General features: G+C 38.5%; 19 protein-coding genes. 10 read left to right on the top strand and 9 right to left on the bottom strand.

Annotated elements, in window-relative coordinates; genetic code table 11:
• Positions 1-291 precede the first annotated feature (291 nt).
• Together J3L16_RS03960 and J3L16_RS03965 are read left to right on the top strand one after the other, a co-directional pair.
• Positions 292-1,446, top strand: coding sequence for a methyl-accepting chemotaxis protein (locus J3L16_RS03960; protein ID WP_207611601.1), 1,155 nt, complete (start codon positions 292-294; stop codon positions 1,444-1,446).
• Complete coding sequence (locus tag J3L16_RS03965) at positions 1,443-2,276, top strand: nitrate- and nitrite sensing domain-containing protein (RefSeq protein WP_207611602.1); 834 nt, start codon at positions 1,443-1,445, stop codon at positions 2,274-2,276. Before J3L16_RS03960 ends, J3L16_RS03965 begins: the two co-directional genes overlap by 4 nt.
• 22 nt (positions 2,277-2,298) lie before the next feature.
• Here J3L16_RS03965 and J3L16_RS03970 read toward each other — a convergent pair whose 3' ends face one another.
• The 5 genes from J3L16_RS03970 to J3L16_RS03990 form a co-directional block, all read right to left on the bottom strand.
• Positions 2,299-3,120: a mechanosensitive ion channel family protein gene (locus tag J3L16_RS03970; protein ID WP_207611603.1), complete on the bottom strand. Its 822-nt coding sequence runs from the start codon at positions 3,118-3,120 to the stop codon at positions 2,299-2,301.
• A 127-nt stretch (positions 3,121-3,247) separates the two neighbouring features.
• Positions 3,248-5,263, bottom strand: coding sequence for a cache domain-containing protein (locus J3L16_RS03975; protein ID WP_207611604.1), 2,016 nt, complete (start codon positions 5,261-5,263; stop codon positions 3,248-3,250).
• A 306-nt stretch (positions 5,264-5,569) separates the two neighbouring features.
• Positions 5,570-6,094, bottom strand: a complete 525-nt coding sequence (gene fldA / locus J3L16_RS03980) for a flavodoxin FldA (RefSeq protein ID WP_207611605.1) — start codon at positions 6,092-6,094, stop codon at positions 5,570-5,572.
• A 192-nt stretch (positions 6,095-6,286) separates the two neighbouring features.
• Positions 6,287-7,072, bottom strand: a complete 786-nt coding sequence (locus tag J3L16_RS03985; protein WP_207611606.1) for an alpha/beta fold hydrolase — start codon at positions 7,070-7,072, stop codon at positions 6,287-6,289.
• A 91-nt stretch (positions 7,073-7,163) separates the two neighbouring features.
• On the bottom strand, positions 7,164-7,472 hold the full coding sequence (locus tag J3L16_RS03990; RefSeq protein WP_207611607.1) for an isoamylase early set domain-containing protein: 309 nt from the start codon (positions 7,470-7,472) through the stop codon (positions 7,164-7,166).
• A 227-nt stretch (positions 7,473-7,699) separates the two neighbouring features.
• Here J3L16_RS03990 and J3L16_RS03995 point away from each other — a divergent pair, with 227 nt between their 5' ends.
• The 3 genes from J3L16_RS03995 (at position 7,700) to J3L16_RS04005 (ending at position 12,541) form a co-directional block, all read left to right on the top strand.
• Positions 7,700-8,932 (top strand): efflux RND transporter periplasmic adaptor subunit, encoded by a 1,233-nt coding sequence (locus tag J3L16_RS03995; protein ID WP_207611608.1) that lies wholly within the window; start codon positions 7,700-7,702, stop codon positions 8,930-8,932.
• Positions 8,932-12,093, top strand: coding sequence for an efflux RND transporter permease subunit (locus tag J3L16_RS04000; protein WP_207611609.1), 3,162 nt, complete (start codon positions 8,932-8,934; stop codon positions 12,091-12,093). The genes J3L16_RS03995 and J3L16_RS04000 overlap by 1 nt, the downstream gene beginning before the upstream one ends.
• An 82-nt stretch (positions 12,094-12,175) precedes the next feature.
• A complete protein-coding gene (locus tag J3L16_RS04005) occupies positions 12,176-12,541 on the top strand; it encodes a hypothetical protein (RefSeq protein ID WP_207611610.1) in 366 nt (121 codons plus the stop codon).
• Positions 12,542-12,603: 62 nt separating this feature from the next.
• Here the strand turns inward: J3L16_RS04005 and J3L16_RS04010 are convergent, their stop codons facing one another.
• The 3 genes from J3L16_RS04010 to J3L16_RS04020 form a co-directional block, all read right to left on the bottom strand.
• Positions 12,604-13,320, bottom strand: coding sequence for a hypothetical protein (locus tag J3L16_RS04010; protein WP_207611611.1), 717 nt, complete (start codon positions 13,318-13,320; stop codon positions 12,604-12,606).
• A gap of 244 nt (positions 13,321-13,564) precedes the next feature.
• A complete protein-coding gene (locus tag J3L16_RS04015; protein ID WP_207611612.1) occupies positions 13,565-14,755 on the bottom strand; it encodes an amino acid aminotransferase in 1,191 nt (396 codons plus the stop codon).
• A gap of 96 nt (positions 14,756-14,851) precedes the next feature.
• A complete protein-coding gene (locus tag J3L16_RS04020) occupies positions 14,852-15,616 on the bottom strand; it encodes an NRDE family protein (RefSeq protein ID WP_207611613.1) in 765 nt (254 codons plus the stop codon).
• A gap of 154 nt (positions 15,617-15,770) precedes the next feature.
• On the opposite strand from J3L16_RS04020, the gene J3L16_RS04025 reads away from it, so the two are divergent.
• Both J3L16_RS04025 and J3L16_RS04030 read left to right on the top strand, forming a co-directional pair.
• Complete coding sequence (locus J3L16_RS04025) at positions 15,771-17,015, top strand: cystathionine gamma-synthase family protein (RefSeq protein ID WP_207611614.1); 1,245 nt, start codon at positions 15,771-15,773, stop codon at positions 17,013-17,015.
• Positions 17,016-17,231: 216 nt separating this feature from the next.
• Entirely contained in the window at positions 17,232-19,769 is a 2,538-nt protein-coding gene (locus J3L16_RS04030) for a prolyl oligopeptidase family serine peptidase (protein ID WP_207611615.1), read from the top strand.
• Here J3L16_RS04030 and rrtA read toward each other — a convergent pair.
• Positions 19,742-20,356: a rhombosortase gene (gene rrtA / locus J3L16_RS04035; RefSeq protein WP_207611616.1), complete on the bottom strand. Its 615-nt coding sequence runs from the start codon at positions 20,354-20,356 to the stop codon at positions 19,742-19,744. The two genes, J3L16_RS04030 and rrtA, sit on opposite strands and share 28 nt — an antisense overlap.
• 170 nt (positions 20,357-20,526) lie before the next feature.
• Between rrtA and J3L16_RS04040 the strand changes: the two genes are divergently transcribed.
• The 3 genes from J3L16_RS04040 to J3L16_RS04050 all read left to right on the top strand — a co-directional run bounded on the left by J3L16_RS04040 (position 20,527) and on the right by J3L16_RS04050 (position 26,220).
• Entirely contained in the window at positions 20,527-21,288 is a 762-nt protein-coding gene (locus J3L16_RS04040) for an enoyl-CoA hydratase-related protein (RefSeq protein ID WP_207611617.1), read from the top strand.
• A 509-nt stretch (positions 21,289-21,797) separates the two neighbouring features.
• Positions 21,798-24,443 (top strand): TonB-dependent receptor, encoded by a 2,646-nt coding sequence (locus J3L16_RS04045; RefSeq protein WP_207611618.1) that lies wholly within the window; start codon positions 21,798-21,800, stop codon positions 24,441-24,443.
• Between the two features lie 256 nt (positions 24,444-24,699).
• Positions 24,700-26,220, top strand: coding sequence for an FAD-dependent oxidoreductase (locus J3L16_RS04050; RefSeq protein ID WP_242698670.1), 1,521 nt, complete (start codon positions 24,700-24,702; stop codon positions 26,218-26,220).
• Positions 26,221-26,232: the final 12 nt, after the last annotated feature.

Below are 26,232 nucleotides of genomic sequence, written 5' to 3' on the forward strand. Positions count from 1 at the left end.
TTATCGTTTTGACAGTTAAAAGAATAGACGAAAATGTCAAGTTCCACCATTTTTAAAAAGGAAAAACACTTGAAATACTGTTTTTGTCAGTGTTATTTATTTTGAGGAGGAGAGCGCTTTACAGGTTTTTAGCAAAACTAAAAACAACAAATTCCAGTTTATTTTTCATGCAAGATTATGCGTTTTGGAGTCGTTTTTATTCATTTTGGATGGTAATTGTTCTTGTCGCGTGATTTTAAAAATAAATGGACTAGTATTGAAATACTATTGGTAAAAAGGATGAGCTAATAAATGCTAAATTTAATTCAATTTCCCAGCGACATACTCATAAAAATGCTAGGTTTGAAAGTTGGCTCTTATATGTTAGCTACTCTGAATGTTATACTTTTGTTATGGGGAGTCTTTTTTTCAGAGTTGTATTTGAGTTTTATCGTCGGGTTCTTGGTTTTTAGCTATACATCTTATTTAATAACTGAGTTGCAAAGGTTGCAAACGTCGTTTGATGATTTCAGAAGCAAAGAAAGTGTTGATTGGAAAGAGATTCCCGTATATCAATCACCGCTGTTAGGTGAATTAAATTCACTTTTTATTCATATGAAAGAGCTTTCTAGGCAAAAATCTAAACTTGAGGAAAGATTGTCTGAAATTAGTTTCTCATCTGAACAAGTTATTACGTCAGCAGCAGAAGTTTCAGACAATGTTGACGCTCAGTCAGAAGCAACGACGTCAACTGCCGCAGCAATTAACGAAATGACATCGTCGTTGGAAAACGTGGCCACCAATATAAGTTCCGTAAATGCACTTGCTTGCAAAGCATTAAATAATGCTAAAACTGGCACAGTGAGTGTTAATACGTTAGCGGACGATTTTGCTATTGTGCATAAAGACGTAGAACAAACAAGAGACGCAATGGATATACTGGGTACTTACACTGACAAAATGTTTGATTTAACTTCCTCTATACAAAATATCGCGGAACAAACGAACTTGTTAGCGTTAAATGCATCGATTGAAGCTGCTCGTGCTGGAGAGGCCGGGAGGGGATTTTCGGTTGTCGCTGATGAGGTACGAACGCTTGCTGCCGATAGCAGAAAATGTGCTGATGATATTAATTCTGGTATTGTGTCAGTGAATGATCAGAGGTTGCAAGTAATTAATAGTATGTCTTTGGTCGCTGAACAGGCAAACGAATGTTGTCAAAAAGCATTAAATGCCACTAATGTATTGCAAGATATTCAATCTGAATCGGAACAAGTACAAAAAAGAATTATGGAAATATCGGTAAACACTGAGCAACAAGCACAAGCGACAATTGAGATTTCAAACAATATCGAGCATATAGTTGAGCGAGCAACTGCAAATACTAACGTTGCTGCTGAAACAAAAAGAGTGGCTAATTATTTACGCTCTGTGACTAGTGCGGAAACTCAAGGGAAAATTGCGTGAATATATTGATTCTATGTGTGTTGTTAGTGGCCATTTTTGTCAGTGCTTTTACCGTTCGCCACAAACTAGAAAAAAGGACGCTAAAACAAATATTGTATTACTTGCCGATGTTACATTCTATGATTGGGCAAATGCAAAAACACAGAGGGCTTAATGCGAGCTTTTTGCAAGGCAAAAGTGAAGCAATTTCAGCAATTAAAAGTGTTCAACATAAGTTAGAGCAGATTAGCCGTGATTTAGAACGTTTTACTATCTTAACTGAGATGGAGCGGTGGGATGCTTATTTGGATCACTGGTCTAGATTGGTTAGAAACCACCAAAACTTGTCCGTCGCAGAGAGTTTTACTCAACACACCGCGCTCATCGAAAATGCCTTGTATTTACTAGAAGATTTAGCAAATACAACTCAAAGTTTGAGTAAAATCGAAACAGACAGTAACCACGTCACCCTATTGTGGCGAGAGCTTCCGTTGTTGGTAGAATTTGTGGGGCAAACTAGGGCGATTGGAATGCCTATCGTTACCAAACAAGAAATGAATCAAATTGATAAAATAAAACTTGGCTATTTACGGGATAAGGTTGATAAAACCTCATCAATAGTTTTTGATGCATTATTAAAAGACACCCAAAATAGTAAGCAAAGCCACGTACAATTAGAGTCTGCCATTTCTGTATGCGGTGGTTTTATAACTACGTTAGATAGAGAGTTTTTAAAGACTGATAAGATTACACTCGCCAGTGATGACTATTTTGAAATTGCTAGTAATGTTATGAACTCAATTAATGAAATACTGCATTTTGAAATGGATAAATTTACTCAAAATACGTGATATTAAATTGACTTTAAGTTAGTCAGTCAGTCAACATTCGAACTTCCCTTTGTGGGTACGGAATTTCTATATTATTTTCAATGAGAGCGTCATGTATTGCTTTGTTTAAGGCAAATTTTATCTCAAAATGTCGTGTTGTTGGAGCCCAAACACGGATACCTATTTGAATACTACTGTCTGCAAACCTGTCTATACCGATAGTAGGTTTTCTTTCTGGATCAATACTTTCTATTGATAGAACAGCTTTCTCTACGATATTTAAGACAGCTTGCGTATTACTGGAATAAGCAACACCGATTTCTAAAGAAATTAACATTTGGGTTGCTGAATTATGTATAACTTCACCAATAATTAGCTTGTTAGGTATTTGTATTAAAACATTATCTTCATCTGTTAAAATTGTGTATGGCAGCATGACTTTTTCTACAATACCGGTTACACCTTGTACCTGAATTGTGTCACCTAGCACAAAAGGGCGGGTGATAATGATGGTAAACCCTGCTGCGTAATTAGATAACATCCCTTGTATAGCAAGCCCAGCACCTAAGCCAATTGCGCCTAAAGCCGCAATCAGTGGTGTAACACTAATACCTATGGTACTAAGTGCAATTATTCCCACGACACCGAGTAAAATTAACTTACAAGTTCCGCCGGTGAAACGACTCAAAGTGACGTCAATTTTACGGCTTGTCATAAGGCTTTCTACAAGCCGTCCAATCTTAGCCGCAAGCCACCAGCCGATGAAAAAAATGACCATAGCTCCAAACAATTTGAAGCTATAAGTGAGGGCAAACTCCACAAGGGTGTCGTAAATTTTTTGAGCTTTTTCTAATTCTTCTAACATAATTAGGACGTGGCAGAGTAGAGAGTAAAAAGGATAAACAGGTTCGTCTACATATACAATATTTATTCTGTTAAATAAAACAGTTAAACACTAACAAAGTATTGATAAGTATGGCTTTGCCCAATAGTTAGCAAGGAATAAATGTGACAGCAACAATATCATTTTGGTAATCATTCGTGGTTTTGTATTCTCTATAGCCGTTAGATGCGGCAATACCCACTACATAACATTTACCCTGGTATTGCATGATACTGCTTGTTTGTCGTCCATTTTCCAACATAAGCTCATTTTCATTAACAGCAATATTCTCGCAGACGTTTTGAGGGGCATGTTCTGTTGCTGAAATAATCAACCCATCTTTTTGGCAAAAATAACCAAATGGAACTACTGATTTGTCTTCAATATGAGGCATTGAGTCATCCAACATAGCCTTAAATTCAGGCTCACTATCGAACACTATACCAATGCCGCCTATGGCTTTATTGTTCGTTTTATCTTTAATCGCCGCGTTGTAGATATAAGTAGGACGATTACTATATTGTTCAATTGGTACAAAATCAGATACGCTGTAATGCTGAGTATCTTTTAATTTCAAGGCGTCAACACACCCACTATTCGCCGCTAACTCAGTCCCTACAAGGTAGTGATAATCGGAATTCGACACTGCAACAACTGTTCCTGAGGCATCATATAAATATAAATTGGTGTATACAGTGTAAAGGTCATTTATATTCTTTAAAATAGAAGTAAGTTGTGCTTGATTTTTATTAACCTCAGCGGCAGAAACTAACGCAGTTTGGAATAAGTTCGTCAATGCCCACCAGCGGCAATCATTTGCTCTTTCGTAGAGGTTTCTGTCCATTAAATCTACAGCTAGCATAGCGCTGGATTTTGTGTTGTTCATTCGAGACGCAATAACGGTTGATTGTAAGTTATCGATGGATATTGAAAATATACTCGCTATTTCAGTACCAATGTTTCTAACTTCACTTAACACGGGCATGAATTCAACAGCGTTTTGCCGTGCAGATGCGATTATTCCATTTAGAACAATGAGCGCTAAGTCTCCTTCGACTCGTTTAGATAACTTTAAAATATCTTGAATCTCATCTGAGAAAAGCACGTTACTTGTTGAGGTGGAAGGTGATGTTTCATGCTCTATAACGTCTTGGCTGTTGTTTTCAAAAGCGGTAGACAATGGCGTCACAATAAGACCACTCCATCCCAACCCAGAAAATCCTTGATACCCCGATGTTATCGCCTTATTTCCTACATAATCTTTATTCTTGAACCGCAATAAATCTGAGGCGTGTTCCATTGGAACCTTAGTTCCTATTGAAAAAATAGAAGGTGATGAACTCGCAATAACATTGTTTTTGTTGTCTAGGATCATCAAAGTACTGTCGTGTTCAGACGCAAGCAGTTGTTTAAATATACCGTCCATTTCGTCGTCAAATTTAAAACAAAGGCAAAGTACTCCAATGACGGGAGACCTAACATCATCAGTTTCCTTTATACATTGTGAATAAATAAGGGAGTGAGGTGTATTTTTCTGAATGTCGCTAGGTCCAAAAGTCTCAACGTAGTTGTTTGGATCTTTCAACGTTTTTGCAATAAGGGCATCGCTACAAACGCCAATGTCATTGGTTTCATCTAGGTGAGCTAGCACTTTTCCTTTCGTGTCTAAAATGACGATCTCATTGTATACACTGTATTTTGCTGCATATTCTCTTAAGCGTTCCTCCATATTACCGAGGTGCTCATTTTGATAATTATTTTGTAGAATAAACTTTCGAATGTCGTCATCGGTAGATAAAAAACCCACGTCAGCAGTTCTTTCAAACAAATTCCTTATTAGCAGGTCTATAGCGACAGATGCTATTTTTTCGTTTTCAGCTGTGCGTTTTTCAATTTGCTCACTAACCAGAATTGAAATAAGACGAGATTGAAGTTCAGAGAATGTATTTTTGGTGTGATGCATTTCTTCCAAAATGCTAGCAGCAACATTCTGGCTATTAATTTTACCTATAAGGGTTATTTTTTCCCACCAAGCATTGAGAGTATGAAGTCGATGATCGTAGGCTTTTATACTGGGGAGCGATTCATGTAAGCGGGAATTTAACTTAGTTGCGATTGACGTCAATTTATTTTCTCTATGCTTAAGTTATTTCGAATACAATGATGCCTTATATTTTGTTAAAACAAAGTAAGGTGTATTACTGTAATACTCTTTAAGTTCTTTTTATCGGCAAAAACAATCAACAGCTTGAATGAAATAAAGTAAATATTTGTTCAATCATTACTGTGTTGTTTTTAAGTTAAGTCAATAACTTAAAAATTTCAATTTATTAATCAATTGAATTATGTAAGTAGGGAATAAGTGAAGAGAAAAGCCAGTAAAGTAAAACTGTACTGGCTTAGACAATGTTCGTTTTAGGATAACAAGGTTTTATGCTAGCTCATCCAAGCATAACTCTTCTTTAATTTGTGCGCACCATTGCTTGACTCTTTCTTCTGTTAATTCAGGTTGTCTGTCTTCATCTATACCCAATCCAACAAAGTGGTCGTCGTCAGCCATACCTTTCGACGCTTCAAAGTCATAACCCGCACAAGGCCATTGACCTACGAGTATTGCACCTTTAGTTTCCACTATATCGCGAACCATACCCATTGCATCTAAGAAGTACTCTGCGTAATCCTCTTGGTCACCGCATCCAAATATAGCAACTAACTTATCAGTGAAATCAATTTCTTCTAAGTCGGGGAAAAAATCATCCCAATCACATTGTGCTTCGCCGTAATACCAGGTGGGGATACCGAATAAAAGCAAATCAAACTCAGCTATTTCTTCTTTGGTACTTTTGGCAATATCGCGAACATCGATGAGTTGCGAACCTAATTCTTTTTGAATCATTTTTGCTACGTGTTCTGTATTTCCTGTATCACTACCAAAAAAAAGGCCTACACTCGCCATTTATTTACCTCAAAAATTTAAAATTAAAATCACGCCATTAACTAACAACAAACGTTGAAAATAGTTGTGGCGAATCTCATTGACGCTGATTCAATGAGCACATAATGCTTAAACTTAGTTAAGCCTCACTGTATGTTTTTGCGAATATTATCACACTTATTTTGAAATTTATTGACTAACCTTAACATTCGCTTAAGTGTTAGAGGTCAGCATACGTAAAACAATCTGGTTAAATACAGTAGGTTTTTCAGCATGTAGCCAATGGCCTGTATCAGAAATGATTTTAAACGACGAATTAGGAAACATTTGTTTTATTGGCTGTGCGTGTGCTTGGGTTAAATAATTGGATTTTTCGCCTTTTATAAACAGCGTTTGTCCATGATATGTTTTGCTTGTAAACGGCCAATTAATAATATTGGAGTAGCTTCTTTTTAAACCTGCTACATTGAATTGCCAACGCCACTGGTTGTCAATTTGCTTCAAATTTTTGAGTAAGAATTGGGCTGTGCCAGGCTCGACTAAAATACTATTTAAAATCTCTAAGCCTTGTTTTCGGCTTTCAATATTTGCATCTTGAACAGCAGTTAGTGCGTTAAATACAGAATCGTGTCTCGGGGGATATAACGCTGGTGCGATGTCAGCTACTACAACCTTTTCTATTTTTGAAGGGTGTAAAAGTGCCATAGCCATCGCCACTTTACCCCCTAACGAGTGTCCAACAAGGTTACAGGGGTAAAATTCTTTTTCTATTAATAGAGCATCTAATTCTGCAACGACAGTTTCAAAGGTCCATTCACCTAAATGGGATGACTTACCGTGATCAGGTAAATCAATGGACATTACGTTAAAGTGCGTTGATAAGTGTTTATTTAAGTTATTTAAATTGTCTTTATCACCAAACAAACCGTGAATTAGAACGACTTTGGGTAAGGCGCTATTTGTTGAAGCTGATAAAGAATAGTTAATTGTGTCTGGCATTTCTAAATTGGTGTCTTAAAACAGTATAATGACTATCTTAATTAGTCTTTGACACATTTACCATTCTCGAACAGCATCAATCGTAAATTGTTTAAATAGACACTACCGAGTTATCCGCGCCGGGTATTGGGCTTGGTGCATAAGCGTCTGCGTTCCAGTCATTTTCCCATTTTTCGCTATTGCAAAGATATTTAAATTGGTAATCTTTACCAACGGTGAGATTCAGTGTTTGTGTAAAATCACCGCTTTTTAGTTTTTTCATAGGACTGACTGACTCATCCCATCCATTAAATTCACCAAGTAGCTTTACTGTTTCAGCATATCTCGATTCGTTCGCGGTTAAGCGAAAAGTGACTTTACAAACGGGTTTAGTTTTTAAAAATGACTTTTTAATACTCATTGGATTGTTCTCACTTTGAATTTAGTTAATGACGAATTTAAACGTTATGCTCAAAAATCAAACAGTTCAAGTTTTTTTAGTTATTGGTTTTTAAATGACAGGATGTTTTTCGTTTTGTTGCAACATTCAATAACAAATCCTTTAGAGATTATTGATAATCTAAGAGTTATGATGCATACATTATTCACATAATAAATTTATTCTAAAGTTCTTCGTCAGGAAAAAGTATGAAAAAACACTCTGTAGTACGGTGGTTATTACCTATTGCCATTATTATTGTGGCATTGGTGATAGCGTTTATTTTAATAACATCAAAAAAACCACTTGAACAAGAGCCAATTGTAGATAAAGCCTTTCTTGTCAATGCTCAAAGCGTTTACACTGAGTCGGTTGACTTCACTGTAAAAACCCAAGGTAACGTTATACCTAAAAATCAAACTAAGCTTAGTAGTCAAGTCAGTGGGGCGATTGTTAAGGTGTCTCCTGTTTTTGTTGAAGGTGGATTCTTTAGTATAGGCGATGTACTTATAGAATTAGAGCAAGATGACTACTTAACCGAAGTGAAATTAGCAGAAGCACAATTAGCGCAAGCAGAGGCTGACCTACAAGAAGAAATCGCTCGTGGAAAAGTAGCAGAAAAGGAGTGGCGTTCAGTAAATAGCTCGGCGCCGCCGGCTTTAGGCTTAAGGGAACCCCAATTAGCTCGAGAGCAAGCGAATGTTAAAGGTGCTCAAGCTCAGCTAGAAAGAGCCAAACGAAATTTATCTCGTACTCAAATTAAAGCGCCCTACAATGGTGTTGTGGTGCAAAGAGATGTTGATTTAGGACAATTTTTACCCGTCGGTTCGGTCGTTGGCGAAGTTTTTTCTACGGATGTCGCTGAAGTTCGTTTACCTATTACTAACTCAGATCTTGCCTTTTTACATTTAGATACCGGAGTTTCACAGAGTAATGTAGTGAATTTAAGCGCCAACGTTGCAGGTAAGCTCACGCAATGGGAAGGCAAATTAGTGCGAAGTGAAGGGGTGTTGAGTACAGATAGTCGCGTTATATATGCAATAGCTGAAATTGATGACCCTTACATGCGAAAAAATACGAGCGAACAAAAGCAGGCATTGCGTTACGGCCAATTCGTTCAAGCCACAATCAGTGGTACACAAACAGAAGATGTTATTGTGTTACCAAGGCAACTAGTACGTTTAGACAATACGGTTCTTACCGTTTCCGATAATCGAACACTGGCTATTAAAAGCGTTGATATATTACGTAGCGACGAACAACATGTGTATATTGGTTCAGGTATAGATTCTGGTGAACAAATAGTGACAAGTGCAGTACCTAATGCCTATACGGGAATGAAAATAAGATTGCCAGGTGATGAGCCAGAAATAGATACGCCGTCAGAAAATGATCAACCTGATGACAAAAATGAAATAGAACCTCATAACGAGGACCAGTAATGACTAGTTCAGACATTAACGATACTCATAAAGGCCTCATTGCATGGTTCGCACGTAACAGTGTTGCAGCCAATTTGTTAATGTGGGTGTTGATTTTTGGTGGCATATACACGGCATTTACCATACAAAAGCAAATATTTCCTAATTTTGAATTTAATGTAATACAAGTCAGAGTCGCTTATTTAGGCGCAGCTCCTCAGGAAGTTGAAGAAGGTGTAATTCTTAAAGTTGAAGAAGCGATAAAGGATTTAGAAGGGATAAAGCAGATTACTTCTACTGCGATTGAAGGCTCAGGTACGGTAAGTATTGAAGTAGAAGACGATTACGATGTAGAGAGTTTACTTGATGAAGTAAAAGTGCAAGTAGATGCTATTCCTAGTTTTCCCGCGAATACGGAAAAGCCCATTGTTTACCGTCAAAAGGCGCAATCAGATGTGCTGTGGATTTCTGTGCATGGCGATGCGACTGAGCGTGAACTGAAAGAATATGCTAAATCTATGAGGGACGACATTGCTAATTTATCTGGAGTGTCTGCCGTTCAGGTTGTTGGCTCTAGAGACTACGAAATTAGTATTGAGCTTAGTGAAACAACGCTTCAACAATATAATTTAACTTTTGCTGATGTTGTGCGTGTTGTGCAGCAAAGTAGTGTTGATTTGCCTGGCGGATCAATTAGAACAGATAATGGCAGCATTTTATTGAGGACTATTGGTCAAGCCTATACAGGTTATGATTTTTCACAAATAGTACTAGTGACTCAAGCCGATGGAACACGGCTGAAGCTCGGTGATATAGCACACATAAATGATGGCTTTGTTGAAAGTAATGGTTTTGCTCGTTTTGACAATAAAGCGACAGTGAGTATTCGAGTTCAAGCTGTGGGCGATCAAAATGCATTAGAAATTTCAAAGAAAGTGAATGCCTATATCAGCGAAAAAAATGAGGATTTGCCACCTAATATTCAAGCAGACACTTGGGGTGATAGTTCGTTTTATTTGAATGACAGGCTAAATATGATGCTGAAAAACATGTTTTTTGGCGCATTGCTAGTGTTCGTTGTTTTAAGTTTGTTTTTGCGTATAAAACTTGCATTTTGGGTGATTGTTGGACTCCCTGTCTGTTTCTTGGGAGCATTATTTTTAATGCCAACGCCTTTGTTTGGCGTTTCTATCAATATGCTGAGTCTGTTTGCCTTTATTCTCGTGCTCGGGATAGTAGTGGATGATGCCATTATTATGGGGGAATCGGCTTACTCTGAAATTGATAAGCATGGTCACAGTATTGATAATATTATCCGTGGTGTAAATAAAGTGGCCATGCCAGCAACGTTTGGCGTATTAACGACCATCGCAGCTTTCATTCCTATGCTAATGGTTACAGGAACCTTTGGAGTTATTTGGAAAACCATTGGTGCTGTTGTGGTAGTTTGCTTAATCTTTTCGTTGGTTGAGTCTAAGCTTATTTTACCTGCGCACTTAGCGCATATGAAGTTAAAGCCTTATGATCCTTCAAAGGCAAATGCTTTTCAAAGGTTTAGAGATTTTTTTAGTGAAGGAATTAAAACTTTTGTTCAAAAATATTACGCCCCATTTTTGAAAAAAGCCGTTAACAACCGATATACCACCTTATCCGTTTTCATTGCGTCACTTATATTAACCGTCGGCCTTTTTTCTGGTGGCGTTGTTCGTTTTGTTGTATTCCCCTCTATCCCGAGTGATTTTATGTTTGCCGACGTAAGTATGGAACCAGGATCTTCAATTCAACAACGTGACGAGGCAATCGAATCTATTGTAGCGGCTATGCATGCAATGGATAAAAATATTGAAAAGGAAACAGGGCAGCGAGTGGTACAGCACTCAATTGCCTTTGATGAAGGCGATCTTGGTGGAGCAGTGTTTGTTGAGTTAACTAAAGGCGAGAACAGAACCCTTAGCGATTCAGAAATTCATGAATATTGGCGTGATGAGATTGAAGAGATTCCAGGGGTAAGATCGTTAACGGTAGGGAATCCAGGTGGTGGGCCTGGTGGTGGGTCAGACTTAAATTTTGAGTTTAGTTCAGCCAACATAGACGAACTGAAAAGCATCAGCAAAGAGTTGAAAGATGCCCTAGCGACGTACAGCGGAGTATCAGATATAAACGATACGTTTTCCGGTGGCAGTGATGAAATACAAATAGATGTAAAGCCACAGGCTGAAGCTTTGGGGGTGACATTGCAGCAGTTAGGTCAGCAAGTTCGTTTTGGTTTTTTTGGAGCGGAAGTTCAGCGTATTCAACGGGATGATGAAGAAATAAAAGTCATGGTTCGCTATCCTGAAGAAGAACGTAATTCGGTAGGGTATTTGGAGAATATGCGGATCCGTTCATTGACCGGAGATGTTATTCCTTTTGAAGAAGTCGGTGAAATTTCGTTAGGGAGTGGATTCGACTCAATTATTCGAGTTGATGGTTCCCGTTCTGTGAGTGTCACGGCCGCAGTTGATGCTAATAGTATTGACCCAGGTGAAATTACTGGAGAAATGATAACCGAAATCATTCCCGACTTATTGGAGCGTTATCCCAATGTGGATTTTCAATTGCAAGGTAATTCCAAAGAACAACAGCAAGTGGTTGTGTCGTTGGCGATTGGTATGTTGGGCGCAATGTTCGCAATTTATGCATTATTAGCGATTCCTCTGAAATCCTATTCTCAGCCGATTATTATTATGTCGGTGATCCCATTTGGGGTAGTAGGCGCAATATTTGGGCACTTAATTTTAGGCAAAGTCGTCAGTGTATTGTCTATTTGCGGGATCATCGCATTATCAGGTGTTGTGGTGAATGACAGTTTGATTATGGTGGACTTTGTAAATAAGGCGAGAAAAGAAGGCTTCTCTCTTATGGAGTCTGCTATACAAGCGGGAACTCAACGATTTAGAGCTATTATATTGACGTCACTTACTACATTTATGGGGTTACTGCCCATAGTGTTAGAGAAAAGTTTACAAGCTCAAATAGTTATTCCTATGGCGATATCACTAGCCTTTGGAATTTTATTTGCGACAGTTATAACCTTATTACTTGTTCCTTGTTTGTATTTAATCCTTGATGATTTTAAGCGGGGAGTGAGAAAGTTATTTGGCATAACGCCTAAGTCTATTAGTAATAAACAGTCAGCTTAGGATAGCCAATTAAATAAAAGGTTGTTTTTTATACCAATCAACATATACTGTTTATATATACAGTATATGTTGAGATTATCTAATGAGTTTAAAATCTGTTGACCAGCTTATTGATAAATTTGGTGTATCTGCGTTTGCTTCTGATACGCCATTTTTAAAACGCAAAGTGCTAACATCGTCAAATGCATGTGATGTGGGCATGCCATTTTGTTTCTATCAAAAGTTATCTGCTCTGAAGCGCAACCAAACTGTGTGGTGCTTTACTGCTTACTTACCCGGTAAAAATAAACGCTTAGCTCTATTTCTAGTTAATGAAAATAATAAAATTATTGAACAGGTTTATTTTCCTCGCGACAGAAAAGGCGTTTTGTCGTGTCAGAAAATTCAGAAATTATTGCAGCGGTCACTACTTTCGGCTAATAGTGATTCATACAGACTGGTTGCTTAGTTGATGATACCACCACGTTAAAAGGGGAATTTAACGTGGCTGTATATTATAGAGTTATTTCACTAATCGGCTACGATGCATTGTAGTTTTTCCGTTCTAGAGTTCGAAATATCATATGAAGTTACATTTATTAGTATAGACGATCGACATCGACATGATGATGATGATGATGAGCTTTTAAACTTATAACTATACATATAGCTTTCGTCATTACTATCGGTTAGGGTACTATTAATTCTACATGTTGTTGTGGGACTGCCAATGTTTCTAGTCGATTGCCCATAAGCAACAACTTTATAGCTTTGTAATGATGATGAAGCTTCAACTTGCACTGATTCTGCCTTTACTGCATCGGCAATCACAAACCCATCTGTTCCATTAGTACTCAGTACTACTTTTGTCGGGTTAGAAAATTCTCCTAACGGAAACCAAATAGAGCCGTTTTGTGATTGGGATACAGGGATATCGGTGACGCCGTTGTCGTCGTGTACAGAATAAATTGCATCGGAAGAACGGTTCACATTTGATGTCCAATATGCAGATACTTCATAGCTACCCGAACCAGAAAGACTAAACTCCCATTGTGCAGATCCGGTGTTTGTTCTTGCATCTAAATAGACGTAGTTATTACCCCAAAAACCGTTAAGATTTTCGCTAGTTGTCCAATTTGAAATGACCGAAAACCCGCTGTCGTCGTTATCGATTACGTTTATCTCTGCAGAGGTATTAGAAATGTGTAGAAGTGACGCGATTAGTGTTGCGGTTGATATTAACTTCATTACTTAATCCTTTAATTTTAATAGTATCAAAATCACCTTAACTAAAGCATATTTATATTTCAAGTTAATATAGGATGAAATCTAAGCGGGGAGGCAATTGATTGGTTTTTTCAGAAAATAGTCTGAATTCAACTAATGGGTTACATCATGCCAAATAAAAGGGAATTTAGAATTAGCACTAATGTCGCAAGTATTGCTTAGTCGTGATAACCAATACTTGCGAAAGCGGGGGTTTTCCAGGGTATTAAAGTACTGATACCAATGCTTTTGCTAAAGGCTCAACATTGTTTTTGTTAATACCTGCAATATTGACTCGGCTTGAATCTACAAAGTAAACACTGAATTTCTCACGTACTTCACGGACTTTTTCTGGTTCGATACACAAGTAAGAGAACATACCTTTTTGCTGTTCGACAAAACTAAAGTCTTTGCTTGAGCCTTGTTTGTGTAAATTAGTAACCAGTAATTGTCTTAGTGTTTTCATGCGATCGCGCATCTCGTTCACTTCGTCTTGCCACTGAGCGGTTAACGTTTCATCACTCAATATTATATTAACTAATTGACCGCCGTAACTGGGGGGCATTGAGTATATAGCGCGGGCAACGGACTGAATTTGAGATTGAACAATTTTTCTCGTTGCTGAATCAGCGCATACTACAGCAGCTAAACCAACACGTTCGCGATATAGACCAAAGTTTTTACTGCATGATGCTGCGATAATCACTTCTGGTAGATTATCGACAAGTAAGCGAAGGCCGTAGGCATCTTCTTCTAAACTATCGCCAAACCCTAAATAAGCTAAGTCTACAAAAGGAATGAAACCCGTTTGCTGGGCAACTTCAAGTACACTTTGCCATTGCTCTTTTGTTAAGTCAGCACCCGTTGGGTTATGGCAGCAGCCATGTAGTAAAACGATATCGCCTTTTTTAACTTGCTTAAGGGTATCGATCATTTCATCAAATTTTATTGATGCTGAGGCTTTATCAAAATAGGGGTATTTAGCAAGTTCAAGTCCAGCATCACCAATTAGTGGAATGTGGTTTGCCCATGTAGGGTCGCTTACCCAAACTTTCGCATCTGGTGTTGCGCGTTTGACAAGCTCAGCAAGTACACGCAATGCACCACAGCCACCTGGAGACTGAACAGCAGCAACACGATCGGCTAATACCGCTGTGTTTCCTTTGCCTAAAATTAAGCTCAGCATATTGTCTATGTAACCTTGTACACCTTGAGGCGTAATGTAGGTTTTTGACGTTTCTTGCTCTAAAAGCTTTGTTTGTGCAGCGGCAACTGCCGCCATAATTGGCGTATTACCGTTTTCGTCTTTATAAACACCAACACCTAAATCAATTTTATTAGGATTGGTATCTTCGCGATAAGCAGCTGATAAACCAAGGATTGGATCTGGCGCAAGAGCAGGTAATACGGTAAACACGATATAGTTTCCTTTAGAATTTATTCACTAAAAAAGCGTCAGTATTATGCCATTTTTAGTTTAAAATACGAGGAAACTTTCATAATTTATTCGAGTTTAATTTTGCAGCTCGAAGTCGAAGTGACTTTCAGTGGTTTTATTCGATTCTGCATCGAAATTACGCTCTAGCCATGAGACTTTTCGGTCTTTTGATACTAACAATAATGTCGAAGTCCGAGTGCCGTATTCAGGGGTAACAATAAAAGCTGAAGAGATTTTCTTTTCCCACTCGTAAGGTACGCCTGTTTTAGGTAACTTATCGTCATCGGCTTTCACGTCATCCCGTAAAATAGTAAACAAGTCTTCATATTCAATATTGCTTTGAGTTTGACAATACCTTGAGAGCGCTTCCATACCTTTAGTTGTTTTTGGCCAAGGTGAATTTAATGCGGCGTTAGATAAACCGTATACACCTTGCTCAAGTTGGCTGTGGGTGTTTTCAAAGTTGTTATACACTTTTAAGTTATCGACATCGCCATGTAGCAAGTTATAGCCGTTATAATCTTCTCTGCTTGATTGTAGAGTGTGATCTGAAATTCCATTTTCTTCGGTCAATGCATTTAGCACTAACTCTCCACGACTTTTTGCATTGCTTTTTATTCGCTTAGGGTCGCGAATATTAGTTAATGCGCCGAATTTACCTGTTTTGGTGATGCCCATCCATGTTCCACCTGCTTGTAGGTCTTTACCTGCAAGAATGCCATCGTTGCCTTCCCACCAGTGGCTGTCTTGAGTGGGCCTAGCGTGGAATTCATCGCGGTTTGCAGCAATGATGAGTGGATAATCAGAATGTTGTTTTACAGCAATAAAAAGAATACACATATAAACCCTGCGTTATGACATCGTGTATTAGTCAATAAGATAAAGACCTGCGAAATTCAAAAAACTTTTTCAATTTATGCAAGAAGGTAATAATTGAAGACGCTATAATACCATATGATAGTGTTACTACTGTGATAAATAAAGAGGTTATGTGGTGTCTGGTAAAGGTTTTACAACTCAATGTGTTCATTCTGATGGCAATGTTAATCAACCTGCTCATGGCGCAGCTCATGAACCTATTTCTGCGTCTGTTTTGTTCAATTATGAAAGTGCGCAAGATTTAGTCGACGTTTTTCAAGGGAAGAAAGTAGGGCATGTGTATTCTCGTTCGTCTTCAGGATCGGTTTCGGCATTGCAGAACATTCTCAATGAAATGGAACAGGGGGTAGGTGCAGTTTGTTTTGCCACAGGAATGGCGGCCATTAGTTCAACATTGCTTGCCTTGTTTAGGCAAGGTGACCACTTAATTGTGAGTCGCTATTTGTTTGGCAATACTCGCAGTTTTTTTAATACCTTAATTCGCATAGGCATTGATATTACCCTCGTTGATATTACTGATGCGTCAAATGTAGCTGATGCGTTAAAGCCCAATACCTTAGGTGTATTTACGGAAACACTTGCCAACCCTGTAACACAAGTGGCTGATATGAAAGGGCTATCATCTTTTTGTCGTGAACACGACTTGTTGTTTATGGTTGATAGCACAATGACACCTCGTACTATGTTTAACGCCAATGATTTTGGGGTTTCATTGCTGTTTAGTTCATTAACAAAATATGTTGGCGGTCACGGTAACGCTCTGGGTGGTGTCGTGGTTGACTGTGGCAATATGAACTGGGCTAAATTTCCTCACATTTTGCCTTTGTATCAAGGTGATGATGAAAAACAATGGGGCTTAACGCAAATTAAAAAGTTAGGGCTAAGGGATTTTGGCGCAACCTTATCTCCTCATGCTGCTCATATGTTTTCTGTGGGTTTAGAAACCTTGTCTATGCGTATGGAACGAAACTGTAAAAATGCAGCAAAGTTAGCCGAATTTTTAGATAGCCATAGTGCAGTAAAAAAAGTGTATTACCCCGGTTTATCTAATCACCCACAACATGGCCGTGCGGCGGAGTATTTTTCGGACTTTGGGGCTTTATTGAGCTTTGATTTAGTGGAAGGCGTGAGTGAAATTGAAGTTTTAGATAAAATGAAATTAGCTTTGTGTGCGACTCACCTCGGTGATAACCGCACGTTGGCGTTACCTGTGGCATCAACAATCTTTTTTGAAAATAGCGACGAAGAACGAGCTGCAATGGGTATCACAGATTCTATGATAAGAGTGAGTGTCGGTATTGAAGATACCGATGATTTAATTTCTGACTTTAAACAAAGTTTAGATAGTTTTGTGAAATAGAATATTAATTTATAACTTTTTTGAACTTATAGAAATAACCGCTGACTAACTTTATAACAGGAGTTATGGATGTGGTTTCCTTTCTCGTGTGTTTTAAGTTGAGTGTACTTGTTAACCCCGCAAAATTTGCGGGGTTTTTTTATGGGGTAAACTCCATTGACTGCGCTTGGTAGTACGTGACTATAATGAGGTTGGTCAAAAAACGTATTACAAGCTATGAATATTAAAACTGTGTTAATTGGTTTCTCCACTGCTTTACTTCTTCTAGTAGGTTGTACTAGTCCTATTTCTGAAATTAAAACTACTGCAGTTGAAAATGTACATTTTAAAGAAACTTCAGAACCGGTTAAAAACATTCAGGAAGATGAGCATTCGACAGCACAGCAGTCATCGAAATTCGATTCAGATAAAGGCTTTCCCCTTACTTTAAAACAGATTATGGCTGACCCCGATTGGTTGGGAAGACAACCAGAAAAGCCTCGCTGGTCTGTTGTAGGAAAGCAAATTGTATATAGTCGAAAGAAAGAAAGTTCCCCGTTAAAAGCACTGCTTAAGAGCCATGTTAGTGAACCTGAAAACGTATCTTCAATCAGTGATGAAGAAATGCACTTGTATGTGTCAGATGCACAAGCCATGTCCGCAGATAAAACTTGGTTAGCGTGGACGTTTGGTGACAGTTTGTTTGTGAAATACAAAACTAATGAAGCTGTTATTGTTCGCCAAGGTAGTCATTACTCTAATTTACTGTGGACCACGACTAATAGCTTATTAGTGCAAATGGGGGATAAAATTGTTTCAATTGATCCTGAAACAGGGAGTGAGTCCGTTGTTTTTTCATGGTCATTTTCACCCGATCCTAACCTTGTTTTACCTCCGGCTGATTATTTAGCGGAAGAGCAAATTAAACTGATTGGTTATATTGAAAAAACGAGGGAAGATAAGTTTAAAAAGCGAAGTCAGCAACGAATGTTGGCTGAAAATAGCAGCGCATATGGGGTTGAAAAAGTGTACTTTCAATCCAATAAGCAGCTCGTGTCTGTGCGTGTTTCACCATTGCTGAATTATGCAATTGTGGTGACCGAAGGCAAAAAGAAATATCGAAACGATAGCGATATTATGCCTCATTACATTCAAGAGAATGGTCGGATTAAGGCTGAGTCTGTACGTCAGCGGGTTGCAGACGCAACGCCGGATAATGATGATGTGTGGTTAGTTGATTTGAACACCATGACAAAGAAACATCTCAGTTTCTCTTCTTTACCGGGTTATAACGATGATGTGTTAGCCACTGAAAAGAGTGAAAATGCCCAAGTCAAAGGGGACATTTATCAAACAAACCGCTTACCTAGACCGATAACTCTACTGAGGAATTGGTATAACAGCGAGCCTTCTATTCGTTGGCATGTTTCAGGAGAGCACGTTGCACTAATGCTAGAGGCTTGGGATAACAAAGATAGATGGATTACTACGGTAGATTTTAATGACAAAAAATTGGTTACCCAGCATCGTCAGAGTGATGAAGCATGGATAAATTACGCGTATAACGATTTTGGATGGCTGAATACGTCAGCGACCTTGTATTATTTGACGGAAGAAACAGGCTATAGCCAGCTTAATGTAAAGGCGTTAGGCCAAAATGCTGTGGCACTGACAAGGGGAGAGTTTACTGTCGACAATATGACTCCGACGTTAGATGGCGAATTTATTTATTACACGGCAAACAAGCAGCATCCTGGTGTTTATGAAGTATTTAAAGTGAATACAAGAACAGGAGAACATCAACAAATCACCTATTTAGAGGGGATGTCATCTTATCTGTTAAGCCCTGATGAAAATCATTTACTGTTGACTCATAGTAAGTTGAATCAACCACCAGAGCTTTACCTTAAAGCGACTCAAATAGCGAACCCTAAAGAGGTAAAGGCAAAGCGAATAACTCACACAGTGAGTGACGAATTTAATGCTATTTCATGGACGATACCAGCAATCGTACCAATAGCATCTTCTAACACCGATGCTGATATATACTCCCGAGTGTACTTACCTGAAAATGTGCATAATGGAGAACCAAGACGAGCCGTGGTTTTCACTCATGGAGCGGGTTATTTACAAAATGCGCATAAAGGTTGGTCTTCGTATTTTCGTGAATATATGTTTCATAGTTTACTTGTTCAGCAAGGCTATGTGGTTTTAGATATGGATTACCGTGCATCGAAAGGTTATGGCAGAGATTGGCGAACAGCAAATTATAGAAATATGGGCAAGGCCGAAATAGAAGATCTTAAAGATGGGGTTGATTGGTTGATCGAAAATGCCAATGTTGACCGACACCGAGTTGGTACTTATGGTGGCTCTTATGGCGGTTTTCTTACTTTGATGTCGTTGTTTAAAGCACCAGACTTATTTCAAGCTGGGGCTGCACTCAGGCCAGTCACTGATTGGGCTCATTACAATACTGGGTATACCGCTAACATATTGAACTTACCTTCCATTGATCCGATAGCTTATCAACGAAGTTCTCCAATTTACTTTGCTGAGGGATTACAAAAGCCATTATTAATCAATGCACCAATGGTCGATAGTAATGTTTTCTTTGCCGATGTTGTACGTTTGGTTCAGCGATTAATTGAATTAGAAAAAACTCACTTCTTTGAAACGGCTATTTATCCTGTAGAGCCTCATGGTTTTGTTCAACCAAGCTCTTGGTTAGATGAATATACAAGGATTTATGCGCTTTTCGAAGAAAATTTGTGAGCAAAGCAAAGAACAAAATACACTATTATGCCCGCCAGAACGCCATATAGGTGGGCATCAATAGCAACTGTAGCGTTTATTGTTTTTCCTAATTCGGGATCTGGGCCATTCCATTGCTCACTTGCTACTTTTATTAATGATCCGATAATCATGAGATAGCCTGTTTTATAGCCTTTGCGTATATCATCACAAGCACCCCACACAAACATGCCATGCAATACCCCAGATAGGCCAACATAGCGAGTTATATCAGTGGTAAAAAAAAGCATGCATGTCGATATGAAGACAGAGATAAATAAAAATAAAAACAGTAAGCGGGAGTTCTTATATTTTTCTCCATGTAGCCCCCATAAAAGAAAAAGCCCACCAATATTTAATACCAAATGGTTAAAATTGGAATGGAATAGGTGGCCAGTAACACTGCGCCATATTTCGCCATTTAACAAAGCGTGTTTGTCGTATTCAAACAGCTGGATAAAAGGGGCGTAAAAAAATGTTGTAACAACATAACTACCAACACTTAACGAAGCGAGTATTAAAATGGGTAATAAGTGTTCTTTTTCTGTAGGTAAGCGTATTAGTTTCAAGTAAGTAGGTCACTATTGAGTGAGTTTTGTTAATTGCAGTTATAGTACTGAAATTTACTTGTTTTGACGAACTTAACAAAACAGCAACATAAAACTATTTTTCCTTGCTGTTGATATTCATAAGGTTATGATACTTGTATGGATATAAAACAAGCAAACTAGGGCAAAACATGGATATTCAAGTTGAACATAAATCTGGTCAATGTGTTATTACACTTAATCGTCCAGAGAAAAAAAATGCACTTATTCCCTCTATGTATGAAGACATTGCGGCAGCAATTACAGACGCGTCTTCTCGCGATGATTGCCATTTAGTTTTACTCAGGGGGAATGGTAAAGACTTCACAGCAGGTAATGATATCAGTACGTTTGCCAATGCTAGCGAAGAAAGTATAAAGAAAACAATTACGTTTATGCGTGCACTTATGTTGTGCAAATTACCGGTAGTGGCAGAAGTGAAAGGGAATGCAATAGGTATAGGCACTACGTTATTACTTCATTGTGATTTTGTAATCGCGTCTTCAAATACTCATTTTATGATGCCATTTATCAATTTAGGCTTATTACCAGAATATGCTTCAAGTTATATTTTACCTAAAACATCGGGTTATCTTAACGCCGCTAAATGGCTAATGCTTGGTGCCCCGTTTAATGCAAATGAGGCGTTAGATGCAAATATTGTGACTTATGTTTGTGAACCAGAAGAACTAACTAATGCTGTAAATGAAGTTTGCGGACAACTATTAAATAAACCACGTAGTGCTTTAATCGAGACAAAAGCGTTGTTGAAAAACAATAGCCAGGATATTGCTGAGCATATGGATATCGAGCTTAAACAATTTGCAAAAGCACTTCAAAGTGATTCGGCAAAAGAAGCCTTTGACGCATTTTTAAATAAAAGAGCGATAAATAAGCAGATATTTTTGAAATAAAAATAAGAAATGGAATTTATCTTAGTTTTTAGGTTTTCTAGCTTAAACGCATAGTAGCGATTGCATTTGCTTATTTAGTACGAATAGCCAATCTAGTTTTAGAATTTAGGCTATCAATACAGTGCTGCTCTTTTTTTAATCTCACTTCCCATATTTGCTAGAAGACTGAAATTCATTTTCATGAGCATAAGCACTGCCTTTGTGCATTTGTCTATTTTTGATTCTTTTTTGTTCATTCCTTAAGTGTGTGTTCGCTCTATTTTTAATTCCAAAAGAACATAAAAAACAAGTTTTTTGTAACATTAGTGTAACGGTTGAGATGAAATTGTGATTTATTTAATTTTATTTCGTTAATGGCACTGGTCTTGCTGAACACCCTTTGCGTAGTTATATGATTTCGTTAGTTTTGTTTTAAGCCTAATGCTATTTATGGCTACGTGAACATATAAAACATCAAAGTACCGCCATAGAGCACACAAAATTCACACATATTTACGAAGGAATTGTCCATGCTAAAAGAGCGCCATATTTCAAAAGCAGTTAGAGTTGCGCTGTCAGGTTTATTATCAGTGAGTGCATTAGGAGTTTCATTTGCTTCATTAGCTCAAGAAACGCCAGACCAAGCTGTAGATCAAACTGAAAAAATAGTCATTACAGGTGCCCGTGGTGCACCTAGAACTATTTCAGACTCAGCTGTACCCGTTGATATTTTTTCTGCCCAAGATATAAAAGATGTGTCATTTACTGATACTAACGACATTCTTAAAAACTTGGTTCCTTCGTTTAATTTAAACAGACAACCCATTTCTGATGGTGCATCATTTATTCGCCCCGCTCAAATGCGAGGGTTACCTAGTGATAAAGTATTGGTGTTGGTTAACTCAAAACGTCGCCACCGAGCTTCTCTTGTTCAAATTGGTGGCTCAGGTACTCAAGGGCCTGATTTAGCAACAATTCCTTCATCGGCATTAAAAACAGTGGAAGTTCTTCGCGATGGTGCTGCTGCGCAATATGGTTCAGATGCAATTGCTGGTGTGATTAACTTACACCTAAAGGACAACTCTGAGGGCGGCTCAATCAATGTGCAAGTGGGTCAGCATTATGAGGGTGATGGAGAACAATTTACTGTAACAGGGAATATAGGTTTTGCGCTTGGAGACAATGGTTTCTTTAGCCTTTCTGGTGAAATTTCCGATCAAGGTTTTACTGAGAGAGCTGAGCAGCCTTGTGAAGATTCATATTGTTTAGATCCCGATGATCCTCGATTTTTAACAGGAAGTGATTTCGACACTACCGTTGTAGGTTACTCTGAAGAAGCGTTTTTAGCCGGTTTAGAAAGTGCCAGTTTAGAGGGCGAAAATGTTATTCCATGGGGACAACCTAACGCAGAAGCGGTAAGAGTGTTCTTTAACTCGGGCTATGATTTGTCTGATACTACTAGCTTATATGCCTTCGGCAGCTATTCTGACAGTGAAAGTGATAGTAGCTTCTTTTATCGTTTTCCGGGCAATGGAACCATTGAAAACCTGCGTTTAGAAGATGGCTCATTGTATAGCCCTCTTTCACTTTTCCCAGGCGGTTTTACTCCGAGATTCTTTGGTGAAATTGAAGATGTATCGATTTTAGCGGGTATTAAAGGCGAATTTAATGAAGACTTTACTTATGATTTCAGTGCGCGATTTGGTAGCAATGAAATTGACTATCGTCTTATAAACACGATTAACCCATCATTAGGTCCTGATAGTCCAACTGAGTTTAATCCTGGAGCGTTGGCTAACGAAGAGTTCCAACTACAAGCTGATTTTGTAAACTACGTAGAAGTTGGTTTTGATTCACCTCTGACAGTTGCATATGGACTAAGTTATTTAGACGAAGCATATGACATTACTGAAGGTGAAGAAGATTCATATATAGACGGCGATTTTGCATTGTCAGACCCTTTCGGTTTTTGTACCGATACAGACAGTGTTGCAGATTCTACTCCAACAGCAGCGGGGTTAGCCGTTATTGCTGATGGTTCATCTCTTGACTGCTCAAATGAAGATGATGCTGTGTATAACGTAGTAGGTGTAGGCTCAAATGGCTTCCCTGGTTTCTCTCCTGGTTTTAGTGAAGACTTTGAAAGAGATTCGTATGCTGCTTACATTGATGTTAGTTCAGACGTAACCGATACCTTGTTTTTACAAGGCGCATTGCGTTATGAAAGTTACAGCGATTTTGATCCAGAGCTTGTTTGGAAGTTAGCTACACAAATTGATTTAAGCGATAACGTTGGATTAAGAGCATCAATTGGTACTGGGTTTAGAGCACCAACACCAGGGCAGCAAGGAACAACTAACGTATCAACGCGATTACCGAATGGTGTGCCCGTTGCAACAGGTTTGTTCCCAGCAAGTAGCGACGTAGCGCAAGCATTGGGAGCTGAAGAGTTAAGACCAGAAACATCGACAAACTATACTTTGGGGTTCACTGCTGATTTAGCAGGGGTCAATATTACGATAGATTTTTATCGTATAGAGCTTGATGATAGATTTAATGCTATTTCTACGTTGGATGTGTCGTCTGATCCTGATTCAGGAGATGCATTTGATAACTTCTTAGCACTAGAAGCCGCAGGTATAGCAGGTGCAGCCTCTATTGGTGGTGTATTCTTCTTCCAAAACTCGTTTGATACTACAACTCAAGGCTTTGATTTGGTTGCGACCAAGACATTTGATTGGGATTTAGGCTCAACAGTAGTTACTGCATCGTTTAACTACAACGAGCAAGAGTTTGATAGTGATCCAAGCGCAGTTCTGAACGAAGAAGATACTTTCGACTTCATCAACAATGATCCAAACGTAAGAGGGATTGTTACTGCAAGACACACCATTGAAGATTGGCACTTTCTCGTAAGAGCTAATTACTATGGAAGTTATGAGAACTTTAATGCTGGCTTGGTTCAAGAATTTGACCCTGAAATCTTTATGGATTTTGAAGCTGGATATCAATTGACTGATAATTGGAATGTATCGTTAGGTGCTCGTAATGCATTTGACAACTTCCCAGACAGAGGTGTGATTGGTGACGCTAGTTTCGGTCGAATTTACCGCTCTGATTCTGTGGTTCCATGGCAAGGTGGCTTCTATTACTTAAGTGTTAACGGAAACTTCTAATCTAAATTGTTTTGACTGCCCCTCATTGACGTGAGGGGCTTTGTTTTTTGCGGATATACAAAACTCAAGAGTCTTTCTACTCTAGTAAATCAGGTGTTTTATTACTAGAAAAAGTGAGTTTTATGGTTTTTTATCTCATTGTTTTGAATGGCGTTTAACCTTGAAATTCAAGGCACTTTAGACTTGATTAATAAGTTATTCGTTTAATTGTTAAGGAAATTTCAATATGCATTTGAGCCGAAGGCATTTTTTGAATATGTTAGCTGCTGCCGGTGGTTCTTCGTTAGTTTACAATGCAAGCTTGGCCATGGACTTTATGTCCAAAGACGCCAAATTAACGAGCTTAAACCTTCCTCCTGCAAATGATAAAAATAAGTCTATCGTTATTCTCGGAGCTGGTATTGCAGGACTAGCGACAGCCTATGAATTGGAAAAAGCAGGGTACAACTGCACTATTATCGAGGCATCTCACCGTGCGGGAGGAAGAAACCTTACTTTACGTCATGGTGATTTGGTTGATGAATTAGGTAATCCGTCAATCTGTAATTTTGATGATAATCATGAGCTATACATGAATTGTGGACCGGCACGTTTGCCTGGGCACCACCAACGTATATTACATTACTGTAAAGCCTTAAAAGTACCATTAAGAATTTTCGCTAATAGTAATCGTCTGGCTTACTTGCATGATTCTAAAAATTTTGGCGGAAAGCCTGTCCGTATTGGCGAACACATGGCTGATGGTCGAGGGTTTGTTGCTGAGTTAGCCCATAAATCGCTGACAACTGGGCAACTCGATGCTGGTTTGACAGAAGAGGATATCGCTAAGTTTAAACAGTTTATTGCAGCGTTTGGTGATTTAAAGGAAAGTGGATTATATGAAGGAACCGAACGCGCCGGTTCGACTGTGGACCGGATGTTATTTCATGCTAAGCCCAAAGCTCCGAAATCGCTTACTGAGTTAATTAATTCTCCCTTATTTAGCCGACTTCAATTTATGAGTGAAGCTTATGACTGGGGAGAGCCATTAATGACTCCAGAGGGCGGAATGGATAAAATTGTTGATGGCTTCATGGGAGCACTTAAGTCTCCAGTTATCTTAAATGCCCAAGTTAAATCGATTTATCAAGGTGATAATGAAGTTGAAGTGAGCTATGTGAAAGATGGCAAGGTTGTTAAACATAAGGCAAATTATTGTTTTAACAACATTCCAGCTCATTTTATGAGTGGAATATATAACAACCTCTCAGAGAATTATAGAACGGCACTCGGAGCCTTAAAACGAGGCAAGTTGTTTAAAATCGGTTTTCAAATGAAAGAGCGGTTTTGGGAAGATGAGGGGATCTATGGTGGCATTTCTTACACTGATCTTCCAGTGACTCAAATATGGTATCCATCAAATGATATATTTGGTGAAAAAGGGATCATGCTAGGTGCTTATGTTTGGGGGAACGAACAAAACGAGTATTTTGAACGTATGACACCAAAGCAACGTTTGATTGTTGCAGCGGAAAATGGCGAAAAAATACATCCTGGTTATGCGAAATATATTGAGACCGGAGTGTCTATTCCATGGAGCAGAATGAACCATATGATGGGGTGTGGTAGTCGCATGTCAGAAGACGACCACAAAAAATACTTTTCTTTATTACAACAACCCGATGGGCGGCACTTCATGATTGGTGATCAAATTAGCTATCACCCTGGCTGGCAAGAAGGTGCACTAGCATCTGCTGAAAATGCGCTTAGTATTTTTAGTCAACAGGTTGGCAAATAGAGGAATAATTTT

Source organism: Alteromonas sp. 5E99-2 (genome assembly GCF_017368475.1).
Lineage (GTDB): Bacteria > Pseudomonadota > Gammaproteobacteria > Enterobacterales > Alteromonadaceae > Alteromonas_F.